Source organism: Cupriavidus alkaliphilus (genome assembly GCF_014191175.1).
Classification (GTDB): Bacteria; Pseudomonadota; Gammaproteobacteria; order Burkholderiales; family Burkholderiaceae; genus Cupriavidus; species Cupriavidus alkaliphilus.
The window spans coordinates 67522-84614 of sequence record NZ_JACHWE010000013.1; the positions used below are offsets into that span (position 1 = coordinate 67522).

14 protein-coding genes are annotated in these 17093 nt (G+C 66.1%); 9 read left to right on the forward strand and 5 right to left on the reverse strand.

Features of this window, described 5'->3' with window-relative positions; all coding sequences use genetic code 11:
- Positions 1–42: 42 nt before the first annotated feature.
- Together FHX60_RS27055 and FHX60_RS27060 are read left to right on the forward strand one after the other, a co-directional pair.
- Positions 43–1485: a UbiD family decarboxylase gene (locus FHX60_RS27055; protein WP_183285142.1), complete on the forward strand. Its 1443-nt coding sequence runs from the start codon at positions 43–45 to the stop codon at positions 1483–1485.
- A gap of 237 nt (positions 1486–1722) precedes the next feature.
- Entirely contained in the window at positions 1723–3114 is a 1392-nt protein-coding gene (locus tag FHX60_RS27060) for a nucleobase:cation symporter-2 family protein (RefSeq protein ID WP_183285143.1), read from the forward strand.
- Between the two features lie 25 nt (positions 3115–3139).
- Here the strand turns inward: FHX60_RS27060 and FHX60_RS27065 are convergent, their stop codons facing one another.
- Positions 3140–4063, reverse strand: coding sequence for a LysR family transcriptional regulator (locus FHX60_RS27065; protein WP_479928773.1), 924 nt, complete (start codon positions 4061–4063; stop codon positions 3140–3142).
- Between the two features lie 214 nt (positions 4064–4277).
- Between FHX60_RS27065 and FHX60_RS27070 the strand changes: the two genes are divergently transcribed.
- Genes FHX60_RS27070 through FHX60_RS27090 form a run of 5 tightly spaced genes read left to right on the forward strand, consistent with a single transcriptional unit; the run spans position 4278 to position 9708 of the window.
- Positions 4278–5162 (forward strand): FAD binding domain-containing protein, encoded by an 885-nt coding sequence (locus tag FHX60_RS27070; RefSeq protein WP_183285144.1) that lies wholly within the window; start codon positions 4278–4280, stop codon positions 5160–5162.
- On the forward strand, positions 5150–5662 hold the full coding sequence (locus FHX60_RS27075; protein WP_183285145.1) for a (2Fe-2S)-binding protein: 513 nt from the start codon (positions 5150–5152) through the stop codon (positions 5660–5662). The genes FHX60_RS27070 and FHX60_RS27075 overlap by 13 nt, the downstream gene beginning before the upstream one ends.
- Positions 5662–7950: a xanthine dehydrogenase family protein molybdopterin-binding subunit gene (locus FHX60_RS27080; RefSeq protein WP_183285156.1), complete on the forward strand. Its 2289-nt coding sequence runs from the start codon at positions 5662–5664 to the stop codon at positions 7948–7950. Before FHX60_RS27075 ends, FHX60_RS27080 begins: the two co-directional genes overlap by 1 nt.
- Positions 7947–8543 (forward strand): UbiX family flavin prenyltransferase, encoded by a 597-nt coding sequence (locus tag FHX60_RS27085; protein ID WP_183285146.1) that lies wholly within the window; start codon positions 7947–7949, stop codon positions 8541–8543. The genes FHX60_RS27080 and FHX60_RS27085 overlap by 4 nt, the downstream gene beginning before the upstream one ends.
- A 55-nt stretch (positions 8544–8598) precedes the next feature.
- Positions 8599–9708: a CobW family GTP-binding protein gene (locus tag FHX60_RS27090; protein ID WP_183285147.1), complete on the forward strand. Its 1110-nt coding sequence runs from the start codon at positions 8599–8601 to the stop codon at positions 9706–9708.
- A 31-nt stretch (positions 9709–9739) separates the two neighbouring features.
- Here the strand turns inward: FHX60_RS27090 and FHX60_RS27095 are convergent, their stop codons facing one another.
- Positions 9740–10732 (reverse strand): AraC family transcriptional regulator, encoded by a 993-nt coding sequence (locus FHX60_RS27095; RefSeq protein ID WP_183285148.1) that lies wholly within the window; start codon positions 10730–10732, stop codon positions 9740–9742.
- 369 nt (positions 10733–11101) lie between these two features.
- On the opposite strand from FHX60_RS27095, the gene FHX60_RS27100 reads away from it, so the two are divergent.
- Together FHX60_RS27100 and FHX60_RS27105 are read left to right on the forward strand one after the other, a co-directional pair.
- On the forward strand, positions 11102–12451 hold the full coding sequence (locus FHX60_RS27100; RefSeq protein ID WP_183285149.1) for a nucleobase:cation symporter-2 family protein: 1350 nt from the start codon (positions 11102–11104) through the stop codon (positions 12449–12451).
- 4 nt (positions 12452–12455) lie between these two features.
- The gene (locus FHX60_RS27105) at positions 12456–13859 is read left to right on the forward strand and encodes an amidohydrolase family protein (protein WP_183285150.1); all 1404 of its coding nucleotides are present in this window, start codon (positions 12456–12458) and stop codon (positions 13857–13859) included.
- A gap of 170 nt (positions 13860–14029) precedes the next feature.
- On the opposite strand, the gene FHX60_RS27110 is transcribed toward FHX60_RS27105, so the two are convergent.
- The 3 genes from FHX60_RS27110 to FHX60_RS27120 all read right to left on the reverse strand — a co-directional run.
- Positions 14030–14614: a hypothetical protein gene (locus FHX60_RS27110; protein ID WP_183285151.1), complete on the reverse strand. Its 585-nt coding sequence runs from the start codon at positions 14612–14614 to the stop codon at positions 14030–14032.
- Positions 14611–16866: a M23 family metallopeptidase gene (locus FHX60_RS27115; RefSeq protein WP_183285152.1), complete on the reverse strand. Its 2256-nt coding sequence runs from the start codon at positions 16864–16866 to the stop codon at positions 14611–14613. The genes FHX60_RS27110 and FHX60_RS27115 overlap by 4 nt, the downstream gene beginning before the upstream one ends.
- A 20-nt stretch (positions 16867–16886) precedes the next feature.
- Positions 16887–17093, reverse strand: a 207-nt coding sequence (locus tag FHX60_RS27120; RefSeq protein ID WP_183285153.1) for a DUF2345 domain-containing protein, incomplete at its 5' end; no start/stop codon positions are given.

Consider the following 17093-nt stretch of genomic DNA (forward strand, 5'->3'; position numbering starts at 1 on the left):
GCAGCCTTCGCCCTGGCCCACCCTGACCACAGGAGCCGACTCATGAACGCACCCTCAGCGCCCTTTGCCCCGGCGGCAGCGGCGCACAAGCCTTTCCACGATACCTCGCAGGATTTCCACCAGTTCCTGGCGGCCTACCGCGAGGCCTTTCCCGAAGACGTGCTGCATATCCGCGAGCCGGTCGGCGCCGACCAGGACCCGACCGCGCTGGTGTGGGCACTGGCCGCGCAAGGGCGCCATCCGGCCCTGCTGTTCGACCACGTCGAAGGGCTGGGCACATCGCTCGCCACCAATCTCTTTGCCTCGCGCGAGCGCGTGGGGCGCATGCTCGGCGGCGTGCCGCCCGCCGGCATCCATGCCGAATACCAGGCCCGCAGCCGCCGCATGGTGGCGCCGCGCGTGCTCGACAGCGGCGCCGTCACCGGCCAGGTCGAGACGCAGCACATCGACCTGCGCACGATCCCGGCGATCCGGCACTTCGCCACCGACCGCGGCCCCTACATCACCAACGCGATCCTGATCGCGGAAGACCCCGACAGCGGCATCGGCAATGCCAGCTACCACCGCTCGATGCTGCATTCGCCCACCGAGATCGCCACCAGCCTGCATTCGCGCGGCCACCTGTGGCGCATGCAGCAGCGCGCCGCCGAACTGGGCCGTGCGCTGCCGGTGGCGATGGTGATCGGCGCGCATCCGTTGTTCATGCTGGCCGGCGCCGCGCGGCTGCCGTACGGCGTGGACGAGCGCCATGTCGCCGGCGGCCTGTTCGGCGCGCCGCTGGAAGTGGTACGCACGCCGCGCCACGGCATCCTGGTGCCGGCGCATGCCGAGATCGTGCTCGAAGGCGAGATCGATCCCGAGGCGCGCGTCGACGAAGGCCCGTTCGGCGAGTTCACCGGCTACTCGTCGGACCGCTCGACCAATAACCTGCTGCGCGTGCAGAGCGTGATGCGGCGCACGGACGCCTGGCTGGTCGACGTGGTCGGCGGCAACTCGGCCGAGCACCTGAACCTGGGCCGCATCCCGCGCGAGTCAGAGATGGTGGAGAAGCTCCGCGAGCGCTTCCCCGGCGTCACCGCGGTGCACTACCCCAGCTCCGGCACGCATTTCCACGCCTACGTGGCACTGCGCCAGAGCCGCCCGGGCGAGGCCCGCCAGGTGATGCTGGGCCTGCTCGGCTGGGACCCGTACCTGAAGACGGTGGTCGCGGTGGACGAGGACGTCGACATCACCCGCGACGAGGAAGTGCTGTGGGCCATGGCCACGCATCTGCAGCCGCACCTGGACGTTGTGGTGGTGGACGGCCTGCCCGGCAGCGCGCTCGATCCGTCGGCATCCGGTGTCGGCACCACGTCACGCATGGGACTGGATGCGACGCGCGGGCCGAATTTCGATGGCATGCGCGCGCGCATCGATCCTGCCGCGATGGCGCGCGCGGCCGAGTTGCTGGCGCGGCTGGAGCGCGCGGCGTCCCCCGTGCCGTGAGGCGCGGCTCAGGGATAACCCGCTGAAAACGGTGGATTCATCGTTTCACCCGATCGATAAATCCGCCGCGAACGTTGTACCTTCCCTGCGCCGCTGTCATGCTGGACTGACAAGACAGGACTGGCGCGGGCTTCGCACGAGAGGATGGCACGACCATCCCGCAGAGGAAACGCCGGCGACCTTGGCGACACGTTAGCGCAATGCGCAACCGGCGTGATACCGACCAAAGGAGACAGCATGAACCCCACCCTGCCTACGCAAGGGAATGCCCCCGTGCATCCCGTCGACGAGGTCCTGCCCCCGCCCCGCCTGCTTGCCCTGGGCCTGCAGCATGTGCTGGTGATGTATGCCGGCGCCATTGCCGTACCCATGATCATCGGCGGCGCGCTCAAGCTGCCCAAGGACCAGGTGGCTTTCCTGATTGCTGCCGACCTGTTCTGCTGCGGCCTGGTGACGATGATCCAGAGCATCGGCATCTGGAAGGTCGGCATCCGGCTGCCGGTGATGATGGGCGTCACCTTTACCGCGATCGCGCCGATCATCGCCACCGGCTCCAATCCGTCGCTGGGGCTGCCGGCGGTGTTCGGCGCGGTGATGGTGGCGGGCGTCTTCACTTACTTTGCCGCGCCTTATGTCGGCAAGATGGTGCGCTGGTTCCCGCCCGTGGTGACCGGCACCGTGGTGCTGGTGATCGGGGTCTCGCTGATGCGGGTCGGCATCAACTGGGCAGCGGGCGGCAACCCCACCATCAACACCGCGGCCGGCCCCGTGCCCAACCCCAATTTCGGCTTGCCGGTGAACATTGCCATCGCCACCGCGGTGCTGTGCACGGTGCTGGCGCTGGTGGCGTTCGCGCGCGGCTTCCTGTGCAACGTGGCAGTGCTGATCGGCATTGCGGTGGGCTTCGTGATCGCGCTGGCGCTGGGCAAGGTGAACTTCGACGGCCTGCACAACGCGCACTGGGTCGAGTTCATCACGCCCTTCCACTTCGGCTGGCCCACCTTCGACGCCATGACCGCGGTCACGCTGTGCGTGGTGATGATCGTGATCATGATCGAGGGCGTGGGCCAGTTCCTGGCGCTGGGCGAAATCGTCGACCGCCCGGTCGGCCCCGAAGACCTCGCGCGCGGCCTGCGCGCGGACGGCGTCGGGGCATTGGTGGGCGCGGTGTTCAACACCTTCACCTACACCTCCTACGCACAGAACGTGGGGCTGGTGCAGGTCACCGGCGTGCGCAGCCGCTGGGTCTGCGCCACCGCCGGCGGCATCCTGGTCGTGCTGGGCTGCCTGCCCAAGCTGGCCTTCTTCGCGGCCTCGATCCCGCAGTACGTGCTGGGCGGCGCGGCGCTGGTGATGTTCGGCATGGTGGCGGCCACGGGCGTGCGCATCCTCGGCCATGTGGACTTTGTCGAGAACAAGAAGAACGCCTACATCGTCGCCGTCAGCGTGGCACTGGGCATGATCCCGCTGGTGTCGGACAAGTTCTTCGCGCAGATGCCGGAGCTGCTGGCCAAGTTCTGCCAGAACGGCATCCTGCTCGGCACCCTGACCGCGGTGCTGCTGAACCTGCTCTTCAACGCGCGTTCGCCGGCCCCCCAGCCCCACGGCCTGGCCAAGGAACCGGCATGACGTAGCCAGCCGCGGTCAGAGGTAGTCAGACGGCTTCGGCCAGCCTGGCGCGGTAGCGCATCAGCAAATCCCGGAAGGCCTGGGCCGGCGGCGACAGCGACCGGTCCGCGTGCACCAGCAGCGAGATCTCGCGGTGGATCACCGGATCGGTCGGCATCACCGTCGCCAGCCCCAGCGCGGTGGTCAGCCGCGTGACCGCCGCGCTCATCACGGCGATGCCCAGGCCGGCGTCGACCATCCCCACCATGGTCAGCGGCAGGAACACCTCGTGCACCCGCTGCAGCGTGATGCCGCGCGCGGCCAGCGCGGTATCCAGGCAATCGCGGATCGGGTTGCCCTTGTGCGGCCCGATCACCGGCAGCCCGGCCACGTCCTCCCAGCGCAGGGTCTTGCGCCGGCGCAGCGGATGGTGCGCGGGCATCACGATGACGAAGGCATCGTCCATCAGCCGCTGCGCGTTCAGGTCGGGCTGGCCCTCGGGGATGGTGCCGATGCCGAAATCGACCTCGCCCGAGCTGACCATCCTGGTCACTTCGTGCTCCGACACATCGTGCAGCTCCACCTTCACGCCCGGATGGCTGACGCAGAACTCGCGGATCACGCGCGGCAGCATCAGCGCCGCCTGGATCGACGACGCCGCGATCGACACGCGCCCGCGTCCCAGCGTGCGCAGTTCGCTGGAGTTCTCGATCACGCTGTCGATATCGGCCACGGCCTTCTTCACCAGCGGCAGCAGCTCGGCGCCGGCCTGCGTGATGTGCAGCTGGCGCGTGTGGCGGTCGAACAGCTTCAGGCCGAGGTTGGCTTCCAGTTCATGGATCAGCGCGCTGACCGACGACTGCGACAGGTCCAGTTTTTCGGCGGCGCGGGTGAAGTGGCGCTCCTGCGCCACGGCGATGAACGCGCGCAGCTGGCGCAGCGACACGTTCATGTTGCTGAGGTTGGGCACGTTGTCTACCTCCGGGATCTCGGGGTGCGCGCTCCGCGGCGAAAAGCCAGGGCCTTCGCGGCGCGTCTGATTCAGAGGGTAACACGATCAATTAATCCGTTTGCGGGCCTTTACCGATGAAGAGCTGCCGCCCATGATGGATTCAACGGCGCGCGCCCCGCACGACCTAGGCAAGTCCGGCAGCCGCCGCCGATGGCACAGACCAGGAGGAGCAATGAGAGCGTTTGAGTATTTCGAACCGGCAACGCTGGCCGAAGCCTCGGCCATGCTGCACCGGTGCGGCGGCAAGGCCAGCGTGCTTGCAGGGGGCACCGATCTGCTGGTGCAGATCAAGGAGTCCGTGCGCAAGCCCGAGCAGGTCATCAACATCAAGAAGATCCCGGGCATGGACGTGCTGACGTTCGACCCCGTCAACGGCCTGCGCATCGGCGCGCTGGTGACTACGCGCGCGGTGGAGACCTCGGGCTTCGTGCAGCGGCACTACGCCAGCCTCGCCAGGGCGGTGACGGACTTTGCCTCGATCCAGGTGCGCCATCGCGCCACCGTGGTCGGCAATGTCTGCCGTGCGTCGCCGTCGGCGGATTCGATCGCGCCCCTGGTGGCCGACGGTGCCTCGGTGCACCTGTACGGCATGTCCGGCTCGCGCGAGCTGCGCGTCGAGGACTTTGTCACCGGCGTCGGCAAGACCGCCATCGCGCCGGACGAAATCGTCACCCGCATCACCGTGCCGGCGCCGCGGCCAGGCACCGGCAAGGTCTATCTCAAGCATGGCCGCCGCGTGCAGATGGAACTGGCCACCGTCGGCGTGGCGGTATCTCTGACGGTGCACGACGGCCGCTGCGCGGACGCCGGCATCGTGCTGGCGGCGGTCGGCCCCACGCCCGTGCGCGCGGCGCGCGCCGAGCACGTGCTGCGCGGCCAGCGCCTGACCGACGCCCTGATCCTGCAGGCCGCGCACGCCGCCATGGACGAGGCCCGTCCGATCAGCGACGTGCGCGCCAGCGAAGCCTACCGGCGGCAGATGGTCAGCGTGCTGACCCGCCGCGCTCTCGAACAAGCCCTGGAGGCCGCCCAGCGCGGAGCATCATGCGAAAAATGATCGAACTCGTCATCAACGGCGAACCGCGCGAGCTGGCGGTGGAACCGCACAGCACGCTGCTCGACGCGCTGCGCAACGACGCCTGCCTGACCGGCACCAAGAAGGGCTGCGACGTCGGCGAATGCGGCTCCTGCACCGTCATCATCGACGGCCAGCCGATGAACAGCTGCCTGGTGCTGGCACCGGAAGCGCACGGCTGCCACATCACCACCATCGAGGGCGTGCAGCCCGCGCCCGACACCGTGCATCCGCTCCAGGAGCAGTTCATGCGCTGCGGCGCCGCGCAATGCGGCTTCTGCACGCCGGGCTTCATCGTGATGGCCAAGGCCCTGCTCGACGAGAACCCGCATCCCACGCGCGACGAGATCCGATTCGCCATTGCCGGCAACATCTGCCGCTGCACCGGCTACACCAAGATCATCGAGGCCATCGAGCAGACCGCCCAGGCCATCGACCCCGCCGGGTGCCCGCACCGGATCCGCGCCAGCGAGGAGGCATGATGACCCACGCCGTGATCGGACACAGCGTCAAGCGCACCGACCTGCTCGACAAGGTCACCGGCAACGCCCGCTACGTTGCCGACATGCCCTTCCCCGGCCTGCTGTTCGGCAAGATCAAGCGCAGCAACGTCGCCCACGCCCGCATCCGCCGCATCGACACGTCGCGCGCGCTGGCATTGCCCGGGGTCAAGGCCGTGCTGACCCACGAGAACGTGCCGCGGGTGCTGCACGCCGGCTCGCCGCACCCACGCTCCGCGTCGGTGACCTGCGACCAGTACATCCTGGACGACAAGGTGCGCTACTGGGGCGAAGGCGTGGCCGCGGTGGCGGCGGTCAGCGAAGAAATCGCCGAGCGCGCGCTCGAGCTGATCGAGGTCGAATACGATACCCTGCCCGCGGTCTTCACCACCGAAGACGCGGAGCGCTCCGACGCGCCGCGCATCCATGAGCGCGAGCCCGGCGGCAACCTGGTGCTGCCGCCGGTGATCGTCAGGCGCGGCGATGTGGAAGCCGGCTTTGCCGAGGCCGACTTCATCCTCGAGGGCGTCTACGAGGGCGGCCGTCCCACGCCGGCCTACATGGAGCCCAACGTGCTCACGTGCAGCTGGGACGGCAACGGCAACCTGACGGTGTGGATCTCGACCCAGACCGCCTTCATGGTGCGCGGCATCATGGCCGAGGTGCTGGGGTTGCCGCTGCACAAGGTGCGCGTGCTGGTCGACCACATGGGCGGCGGCTTCGGCGCCAAGCAGGACCTGTTCCAGCATGAGTTCCTGTGCGCGCTCCTGGCGCGCGAGACGCGCCGGCCGGTGCGCATGGAATACACCCGCGAGGAAACCTTCCTCGGCGGCCGCACGCGCCATCCGGCCAGGATCTGGCTGAAGCAGGGCTTCCGCAACGATGGCACCATCACCGCGCGCCAGGCCAGGGTAGTGTTCAACTCAGGCGCCTATGGCTCGCACGGCCCTGGCGTGACCAACGTCGGCACCGCCGCCATGGTGTCGCTGTACCGCTGCGACAACGTGCTGCTCGAAGGCCGCTGTGTCTACACCAACAGCCCGATCGCCGGCGCGTTCCGCGGCTACGGCGTGGTGCAGACCTACTACGCGCTCGACGTGCAGATGGACGAGGCCGCGGCGCACCTGGGCATGGACCCCGCCGAACTCAAGCTCAGGAACGCCGTGCGCGAAGGCGACATCGCGCCCTCGAACCATCCGCTGATCGGGCACGGCCTGGAGGCCTGCATCGAGAAAGGCATGGCACTGCTCGACTGGCCCGCGCTGCGCCGCCGCGCGCGCGACACCAGCGGCCCGGTCCGCACCGGCTGGGGCCTGGGCTGCGAGATGCACGGCAGCAGCGCCTATCCCGGCATCAAGGAACAGGGCAACGCCATCATCAAGATGAACGAGGATGGCACCGTGGTGCTCCTGACCGGCGCGGCGGGGCTGGGGACCGGCGCGCATACCGCCCTGGCGCAGATCGTGGCGGAAGAACTGACCTTGCCGTTCGAAGCGGTATCGGTGGTACACGGCGACACCGACGTGGTCCCCTGGGACATCGGCGCCTTTGCCAGCCACACCACCTACATGGTCGGCAAGGCCGCGCAGATGGCGGCGGGCGAGATCAAGCGCCAGCTGTTCGAGCGCGCCGCGAAGCTGATGGAGTGCGAGCCCGACGCCCTGACGCTGGCCGGCGGCGTCATCGACGTGCGCGACCGCGACGGCCCCACGCTGACGGTGCGCGAGGCGGTGATGCCGCGCAAGGGCATTCCCGCCGCGCAGCTCGTGGGCACTGCCACCTACCACCCGACCAAGTCGTATTCGTTCGCCGCGCATTTTGTCGAAGTCGCGGTCGACACCGAGACCGGCTTCATCACCGTGCGCCAGGTGGTGCCGGTGCACGACGTCGGCAAGGTGATCCATCCGGTGGCGGCCGCCGGCCAGATCGAGGGCGGCATCCAGCAGGGCATCGGCCACACGCTGTACGAGGACTACCAGATCGACATGCGCACCGGCCGCTCGCTCAACGCCAACTTCGTCGACTACAAGATGCCGCTGGCGATGGATATGCCCGAGATCCGCACCGTGATCCTAGAAGCCGCGCCGGATCCCGGCGGCCCGTTCGGCGCCAAGGGCGTGGGCGAAGACCCGATCGTCGCGATCGGGCCGGCGATTGCCAATGCGGTGTTCGATGCCATCGGCGTGCGCTTCCGGCACTACCCGATCAAGCCGGAACAAGTCCTGCAAGCGCTGGCGGAGAAGGCGGCGCAGGAAGGCAGGCAGCCATGACCCGCAGGCAACGCCTCGTCGTCGCCATCACCGGTGCCAGCGGCGCGGTGTACGGCGTGCGCATGCTGCAGGCGCTGGCGGCGCTGGACGGCTGGGAGACGCATCTGGTCTGCTCGCCGTCCGGGCTGCTGACCGCGCACCATGAACTTGGCCTGCAGCGCCCGCAGATCGAGGCCATGGCCGACGTGGTGCACAACGTGCGCGATATCGGCGCCACCATCGCCAGCGGCTCGTTCCGCTGCGACGGCATGGTGGTGGCGCCCTGCTCCATGCGCACGCTGGCCGCCATCGCCACCGGGCTGGCCGACAACCTCGTCACCCGCGCCGCCGACGTGATGCTCAAGGAGCGCCGCCGGCTAGTGCTGCTGGCGCGCGAGACCCCCTTCCACCTGGTGCACCTGCGCAACATGACCACGGTGACCGAGATGGGCGCCATCGTGCTGCCGCCGGTGCCGGCCTTCTACGCGCATCCGCAATCGGTCGATGACATCGTCGACCACACCGTGGGGCGCGTGCTGGACCTGTTCGACGTCCCGCACGACGGACTGGTGACACGCTGGCAAGGCCTGCGCCCCAACGTCGCCACCGCTTGAAAAGACCTACCGCCTCGCGCTCGCGGGGAACGCAGCACCCTAATCAGGAGACAACATGAACGCACCTGCCGTCGCACAACAGCCGCCCGTCCCGGTCACCATCCTTACCGGCTTCCTCGGCTCGGGCAAGACGACGCTGCTCAACCATATCCTGACGCAGAAGCACGGCCACCGCATTGCCGTGATCGAGAACGAGTTCGGCGAGGTCGACGTCGACTCCGACCTGGTGATGACCTCTGACGAAGAGATCTTCCAGATGACCAACGGCTGCATCTGCTGCGTGGTCGATGTGCGCACGGACCTGGTGCGCATCCTGCAGAAGCTGCTGGAACGCCCCGAGCGCTTCGACCATATCCTGGTCGAGACCAGCGGCCTGGCCGACCCGACCCCGGTGGCGGCCACCTTCTTCATGGACAACGAAGTCGCCAGGCAGGTCACGCTCGACGGCATCCTGACGCTGGTCGACGCGGTGCATATCGAGAGCCATCTCGACGACCCCCAGCTGACCGGCTTCGACAACCAGGCCGTCGACCAGATCGTCGCCGCCGACCGCGTGATCCTGAACAAGGCTGACCTGGTCGACGCCGCGCAGCTCGACCGGCTGGAAGCCCGCATCCACCGCCTGAACGAGGGCGCGCAGATCCTGCGCTCCAACTTCGCGCAGGTGGACCTGGGCAAGATCCTCGGCATCGGCGGCTTTACGCCGGGCTCGATCCAGGCTGACGCACACGATGACCACCACGGTCACGCCCATGCGCACGACCCTGTGGACCACCACGATCACGGCCACGACCACATCTGCGACGAGCACTGCGACCACGCGCACGATGACGAGGCGCACGGCCACCGCCACGATCCGTCGGTGACCTCGGTTTCGCTGGTGTTCGATCAGCCGTTCGACCGCCAGCGCCTCGAGCATGGCCTGAAGGCGCTGCTGGCCGCGCAGGGCGACGATGTGTTCCGCATGAAGGGTATCGTCGCGGTGGCGGGCGATGACCGCCGCTACGTGCTGCAGGCGGTGCACCGGTTGATGGACTTCCATCCCGCCGAGGCGTGGGGCGTGGAACCCGCGCAAAGCAAGTTCGTGTTCATCGGCCGCCATCTCGACAAGTTGCGGCTGCAGACGCTGCTGAAGGTGTGCCTGCCGGTGGCGCAGGCCGCCTGAGTGCGCCGGCGGCAGCGGGACTGGCTTGCCGTCAGTCCCGCTGCGACGCTGCCGCGCGCAAGGTCTGCGACGGCAGCTCGCCGAACTCGCGCCGGTACTCGCGCGAGAACAGGCTCAGGTGGGTAAAGCCGTGCCGCAGCGCGACCGCGCCGACCATGCCCTTCTCCTGCGGCGCGCGCTGCAGGTCGGCGCGCGCGCCATGCAGGCGCAACAGGCGCAGGTATTCCATCGGCGTGGTGTCCTTGCTCTTGCGAAAGCCCAGCTGCAGCGTGCGCGCCGACACCCCGCAATGCGCCGCGATCTGCTCCAGCGTCAGCGGCTGGTCCAGGTTGGCGCGCAGGTAGGCAATGGCGTGGCGCACGTAGTCGGGCAGCACCGCCTCGAAGCGGCGCGGCAGCATATTGCCGTCCGCGGCAAAGCGGTCGAGCAGCAGCGTCGACAGCACGATGCGTTCGATGCTGGCATCGACCGCCGGCACGCCGCTGCCTTCGCGCCGCACCCGCGTTTCCGCGCGCAGGTAGCCCACCAGCGCCTGCCAGCGCTCGGCACGGCCATCGTCCACCACCGGCTGCATGTCGAATTCGATCGGCGCCGGCGGATCGAAGCTGAACTGGTGGCGGAACGCCTCTTCGATCAGCTGGCGGCGGATCACCACGCTGAAGCGCTCGCAGCCCGGATCCAGCGACAGCGTGGTCGGCACGGTGGGCGAGAACACAAAGGTCGCTCCCGGCGGCATCAGCATCGCGCCACGCGGCGTTTCCACGCGGCAGGTGCCGGCCAGCACGGTCTGGATCACGAACTCGTCCTTGTTCGGCTGCGGCTCGATCTGCACCGCCTGGTTGTAGGCAATGGTCACCAGCGTGAGCCGGCCGATGGTGCTGGTATCGATGCGCGCATCGAGCGCCGCATCGTCTTCCGCCGCGCGCAGCCGTGTCGGCCCGAACACGCGGCCGGACAACGACTGAATGCGATCGAGGTCGCCGCCGCGAGAGACTGACGGGCGCGGGGCTGCGGTGGGGGACATAGCGTTGGATCAAGAAGGAAAGTGCCAGCGCGACCGACGCCGCGTGAAGCCCGAAGTCGTTCTCCCCTCTCCCGCGTGCGGGAGAGGGGAGCAAACCAGCGCATCCATCCTATGACTACCCCCGCCCTTACGCAACCCAAGGGAAACCCCTGATCCCTCCGGCGCGCATTTTGCAAGCCCGCTTGCGGCCCCGTGCCACGGCCTTCGCAATAACGCTATGACGGCATGCCGTGCATCACTACTGTGCAAGGCATGCGTGGGCCATGCGCCGCGCATGGCACCGTGACGGACCGAGCCCGGCAACCACAGACCGGGCCAGCCGCCGCCGGCATGGCGCACTTTCCCCAGTACGCGGCAGGAGACCACATCATGCAACCAGCGGTTCACCCCGTCGACCAGATCCTGCCGGCACGCGCCATGGCGTCGCTCGGCTTCCAGCACATGCTGGTCAGTTACCTCGGCGCCATTGCGGTGCCAATGATCGTGGCGGGCGCGCTCAAGATGACGCCCGCCCAGACCACCATGCTGATCAGCACCGCGCTGTTCACCTCAGGCATCGCCACGCTGCTGCAGACCGTCGGCTTCTGGAAGTTCGGCGTGCGCCTGCCGCTGATGCAGGGCGTGGCGTTCAGCTCCGTGGGCCCGGTCATCGCCATCGGCACCGACCCCACGCTGGGCTTCAACGGCGTCTGCGGCGCCATCATCGCCGCCGGCGTGATCGCGATGTTCCTGGCGCCGGTGATCGGCAAGCTCAAGCGCTTCTTCCCGCCGGTGGTGAGCGGCTGCACCATCACCGCGGTGGGCCTGTCGTTGTTCCCGGTTTCGTTTCACTGGTTTGGAGGCGGAAGGGGCGCGCCGGATTTCGGCGCGCCCATCTTTTTCCTGGTTGCCTTCGGCGTGGTGGCACTGATCCTGCTGATCAACCGGCACGGCGGCGAACTGGTGCGCAACCTGTCGGTGGTGATCGGCCTGCTGGTGGGCGGCGCGGTGGCGTGGATGCTGGGAATGGGCAGCTTCGAAGAGGTCACGCGCGCGCCCTGGTTCACCATGGTGACGCCGTTCGCGTTCGGCATGCCCACCTTCAACATCGGTGCGATCACCACCATGGTGATCGTGATGGTGGTGCAGATGGTGGAATCGATGGGCCTGTTCGTTGCGGTCGGAGACATCGTCAAGCGCCCGCTGACCGAGCGCGACGCCACTCGCGGCCTGCGCGCCAACGGCCTGGCCAGCGCCATCGGCGGCATGTTCGCGGCGTTCCCGTACATCGCCTTCATGGAGAACGTAGGACTGGTGATCGTCACCGGCGTGCGCAGCCGCTGGGTGGTCGCCACCTGCGGCGTGATGCTGTGCGCGGTGGCGCTGGTGCCCAAGATCGGCGCGCTGTTTGCATCGATACCCGCCGCCGCGCTGGGCGGCGCCACCATGGTGATGTTCGGCGTAGTGGTTGCCGCCGGCATCAAGACGCTGGGCGAGGTGGACTACGAGCGCAACCCCAACAACCTCTCCATCGTCTCCATCACGCTCGGCTGCGCGATGATGCCGGTGATGCTGCCCGGCATGCTGGAGAAGCTGCCCGGCTTCCTGCAGCCCTTCGTCCACAGCAGCGTGATCATCGCCTGCGTGGTTTCCGTGGTCCTCAACCTGATTCTCAACGGCCTGCCAGCCCGTGAAGCCGACGAGCTGCCCGCCAGTGCCGACAACGTCCAAGGGGTCTGAAAACATGGTGCACAACACCAACGCCACCACCGCGCCTGCCGGCGCCCTGCTGATTCGCAACGCCGCCGCCGTGATGACCGGCCGCGCCGGCACCGCCGCGCGCGCGGGCGCCGCCGACATCCGCGTCCGCGACGGCCGCATCGCCGAGATCGGCGCCAGCCTGGCCCACCAAGACGGCGAAGCCGTGCTCGACGCCAGCGGCTGCGTGGTCTACCCGGGCTGGGTCAACACCCATCACCACCTGTTCCAGAACCTGCTCAAGGCCGTGCCCAGCGGCATGAACGTCGGGCTGGAGCAATGGCTGGCGGCCGTCGCCTACCCGCGCCTGGCGCGCTTCACCCCCGAGATCTTCCGCACCGCGGTGCGGCTGGGCATGGCGGAACTGCTGCTGTCCGGCACCACCACCTGCGCGGATCACCACTACCTGTATCACCACGGCCACGGCGCGGAAACCGGCGACGTGCTGTTCGAGGTGGCCGAAGAACTCGGCATGCGCCTGGTACTGTGCCGCGGCGGCGCGATCCAGTCAGCCTCCGATCATCCCGGCATGCGCGCCACCGCGCTGGTGCCCGAGACGCTGGACGAAATGCTGGCCGATATCGAACGGCTGAAAGCGCGCTACCACGACGCCTCACCCGACGGCCTGCGCCGCGTGGTGGTGGCACCGACGACACCGACCTTCTCGCTGCCGCCCGCGCTGCTGCGCGAACTCGCCGCCTTTGGCCGCGGCATGGACCTGCGCCTGCATTCGCACCTGTCCGAGACCGACAACTACGTCAGGTTCTGCCGCGAGAAATACCAGTGCACGCCGGTGCAGTTCGTCGCCGACCACGACTGGCTGGGACCGGATGTCTGGTTCGCGCACCTCGTCACCGTCAACCCGGAGGAAATCCGCATGCTGGCCGTGACCAACACCGGCATGGCGCATTGCCCCGTCAGCAATGCACGGCTGGGCAGCGGCATCGCGCCGGTGCGCGCGATGGCGGATGCGGGCGTGCCGATTTCACTCGGCGTCGATGGCGTCGCTTCCAACGAGTCGGGCAGCATGGTGCACGAGGCCAACTTCGCCTGGCTGGTGCACCGCGCCCTCGGCGGCGCCGCGCAAACGCGCGTCGAGGAAGTGATTCATTGGGGCACTGCCGGCGGGGCGCAGGTTTTGGGACTGCCCGGTATCGGCACGCTTGCGCCGGGGCAATCGGCGGACCTGGCGATTTATGACGTCAGCGGGCTGCGGTTCCATGGGTTCCATGACATCGGCACGGCCCCGGTCGCGGCTGGGGAGCCGACGCCGGTAAGCGATGTGCTGGTGCGTGGGCGCCACGTGGTGCGCGATGGCGCGATCGTCGGGCTGGATCTGGAGAAGCTGAGGCGCGAGGCGCGGGAGGCGTTGGCGACGCTGGTGGATTGAGGGGGTTGGTGTCGGCGGAGGTAATATGGGTCTGGGGTAAACCAACTTACAGTCGCCGTTCTAGGCATCACTGCGCGCTGGGGAAATTATTGTCCTGAGGGCGGTGCCGGCCGGGCGCTCGGCGCCCGTGAAATCCGGCCGATAGAGGATGGCATTCCAAGCTAAAGGCATCAATCGATGCTAGGCAGCGACTCCCACAGGGTGAAAATTTCCCCCTCGGTTGCCACCGTGGCTTTGCGAGCATGATCTTCAAGAACGAAATTGCCATAGAGAACCCCGCCATGTCGAAGATAGCGGACGGCAACGTGACATGTCCCGGTGGGACGATAAACCGAGCCACCCTTTAAATCACAATCGACCTCCGCTGCATATATCGTTGCCCCTGAGTTTAGCTCAAGCCGCGCCGCCGGATACGAGGAGATACCGCTTGCTATGTGGACTTCCCGGCGTTGAGAAGATTCCCCATTTGAGGTGCCTTGCGGGACGGAAAAAACACCAAAATCTTGCAAAAACTTCTCACTCTGCGTCGAGCAAAGGTAGCCGATTTTCCTCTTGGACTTCGTTAGAGTGAAATCAAGGCAGGTGGTGTCGGGGTATTGGCGCGTGAGCTTTTTTGCGTGGCGGAAAGCAAACGCCGCCGGCGGCTTTATATTAGCAATCAGCTCGGGCGATAGCGGATGTCCAGCACTTGATGCGGCAACCAAGAAAAAAGCAAACAAGACAAGCAGGCTGGCCGTTGCGCGAGACTTCATCATGCCGTCCCCTGGACCCGATCCAGTATGACTTCGGCAATCGCGACGGTCTCATTCAGTCGCTCACGCAATTGATTGGGCTCGCCAGTTTTTCGGTTGATCCCATTGATCGCTATAGCCACCTCCCGAACCGATTGCATATTGATCTCATCCATGGTGATGGTAGAGTTGATCGTGACAAAGCGATTGGTAGCGGCACCGGCAAGCCAATACCAACCGCCCGCGTCTATTGCATTCCACGGATCAGTCGAAAGTAGCTGCGGGTGATCAATCCTGGGTGCGCGGTCCAGGCGAGTGGGGTTCCACCACCTGCTGGCAAACGTGTTGGGGTTCAACCACCCTCGATATACCCAATATTTTGCGTAATTCTCCCGGCCCGTCAGTTGTTTCATGCCACGCCCACGGAATTTCGGACCATCGCCGACTTCAACGTTGCCAAGCCGGTCCTCGAGATAGTATAGATAGTCATTCTTGTGGACTGGAATGTAAAATCCTTCGTCTTCCGATTGAAAGCTGGCGTGGGTAGGGTTGCGCGAGAAATCTACCGCCCCCTCTATCATAAGGCATAAAAACAGGGACTCTATCGCCCCTTGCCCAAGGAAATGACTCATCCGGACTGGTGTCATGATCAGATATTTACGCATGACACGATTTACTTCCTTTCTGTATCGGTCCCTGATTAATGCTGGCGTTCTTCCTTTACCTTCAAGTCTCAAGGCAGTAGTTGGGTACTTTTTGTCAGGATAGATCCGACCAAGGTCGTTCGCACATAGCCAGCCACATTTTCTGTATGTTCTTATGAACTCACGCGGATCAAATCTCCAGTGGCTCGGAGCCAGAGCCTGCTCTGCGAGCCGGGCACCGTGCTCATCGTAAAGCGGCACTCGCAAATTGGCTTGCCTCCAAAAAGCGAGTGCTTCGACATGAGCTCGAAATTTGCTGAACTCGCTCTCCGTCTTTGGCGTCGGATTGGCTCGACTTTGTATCTTTAGCCAACCCCAGCGTGCTTCGATGGCAGTGTCATCCCATTCGGTAGGAAATTTGCAGAGCAACCGCCGCAGCAATCCTCGAACCTTGGAAGACGCAAGGCGTGAGCGGGCTTCGTCGGCAGTAACGATCCCGTGTCGATCCACACCCACAACCTGAAGAATCAGAGGCTCGTTGCACCGAGAATCTCCGTCAAGTGCTTCCTCGATCAGACGCCATCCCCGCCATTGCGGGAAGTCTGCATCGCTAAATTTTCGAACGTCCGGAGCATTGAGATTGACCCAGGCCGTACCGTGGGGCGTACTGATCCGCCGCCAATGCGGTACACCTGCGGGCACCAGAGCATCAACACCTATCACGCGGCCGAAACGGAGCAGTTCGTAAACCGCGCTTGGGCATGGACGTGCGCCTGAGGCGTATGCGTTGCTGATTTCATTGGCGTCGCGATAAAGATTGTATTCCGCGTCGGGCTCGGTAATGACATCGCCTAATGGAGTGCCAGTCGAACGATACGTTGTGAGATACGCGTGTCCGCCGGCGTGGCGGCCGCCTTCCCCCTGGGCGTAACGCACGCCGACAAATAGCTCCTCGCCAAGAGGCGTGCCGCCCGGTAACAGGGAGACATTTCGAGGCGGGCATTGCGGGTGGAGCACCGTCCCGGCGGGAAGATGGAAATAGAGATCGCCAAAGACTACGTCGGAGCGACCATCACTGCCCAATGAAACATGGCCGCTATTTCGCCCAATGAGTTGCCCGAGGTTTGTATCATCGCAAAGGATCTCCAGGTGGACCCTATGCGGCTGTCCCCGCATGTATCCAGCCTGGCCTAACTCGTCCTTGCGTCGAATCGGACGGCCTTGGTGCACAGTGTTGCGCACCGTATGCAAATGCATATATACCGAGAAAAATACGACGCGAGTCGGCACGCCGTTTTGTCGAGAGGCACCGATTTCTGTTTCATGTCGGATGACGACAACGCCATCGCTCGTCCTGCCTCCATAGCTCAACGGCGCCCCGGGCGCGGGCGGCTCCGGCGCCTGGCTGGATCCCCTTCGGTAGACAACGGTCCCGTCGGCAATCGCACGAACTGGTTCCCGACTGTTCCCTCGAGCCGGCGCGACTAAGTGCGTGCCCCCATGCCATCCGAGGTTATGGCTCACCGGATAAACACCATCATCTGCCTCGCTACCGACCATGGCCGCTTCCAGCCATTGCTCGTCCGTTTGGCCGTCGGCTCGCGGTGGCAGGAATGGGGGGCTAATCAGCATTTGATACCCTCACGTCACGGTCAAATGGAGAACGGATAGTCGTCGTCGGCAGAAGGCGGCGTATCAGGAAAAAGCGGAAGATCTCGATCGGTGGTCACGGGCCCGTCAAACTTCCTCTGCGCTGCCTTGTAGGTAATCGGCCCCGGACATTCAAAGGTGATATTGCCGCCCTCGATCGTGATGGCAGCCCCGCCGGCGGTCGCAATGCGAATGCGCCTGGCCGCAGC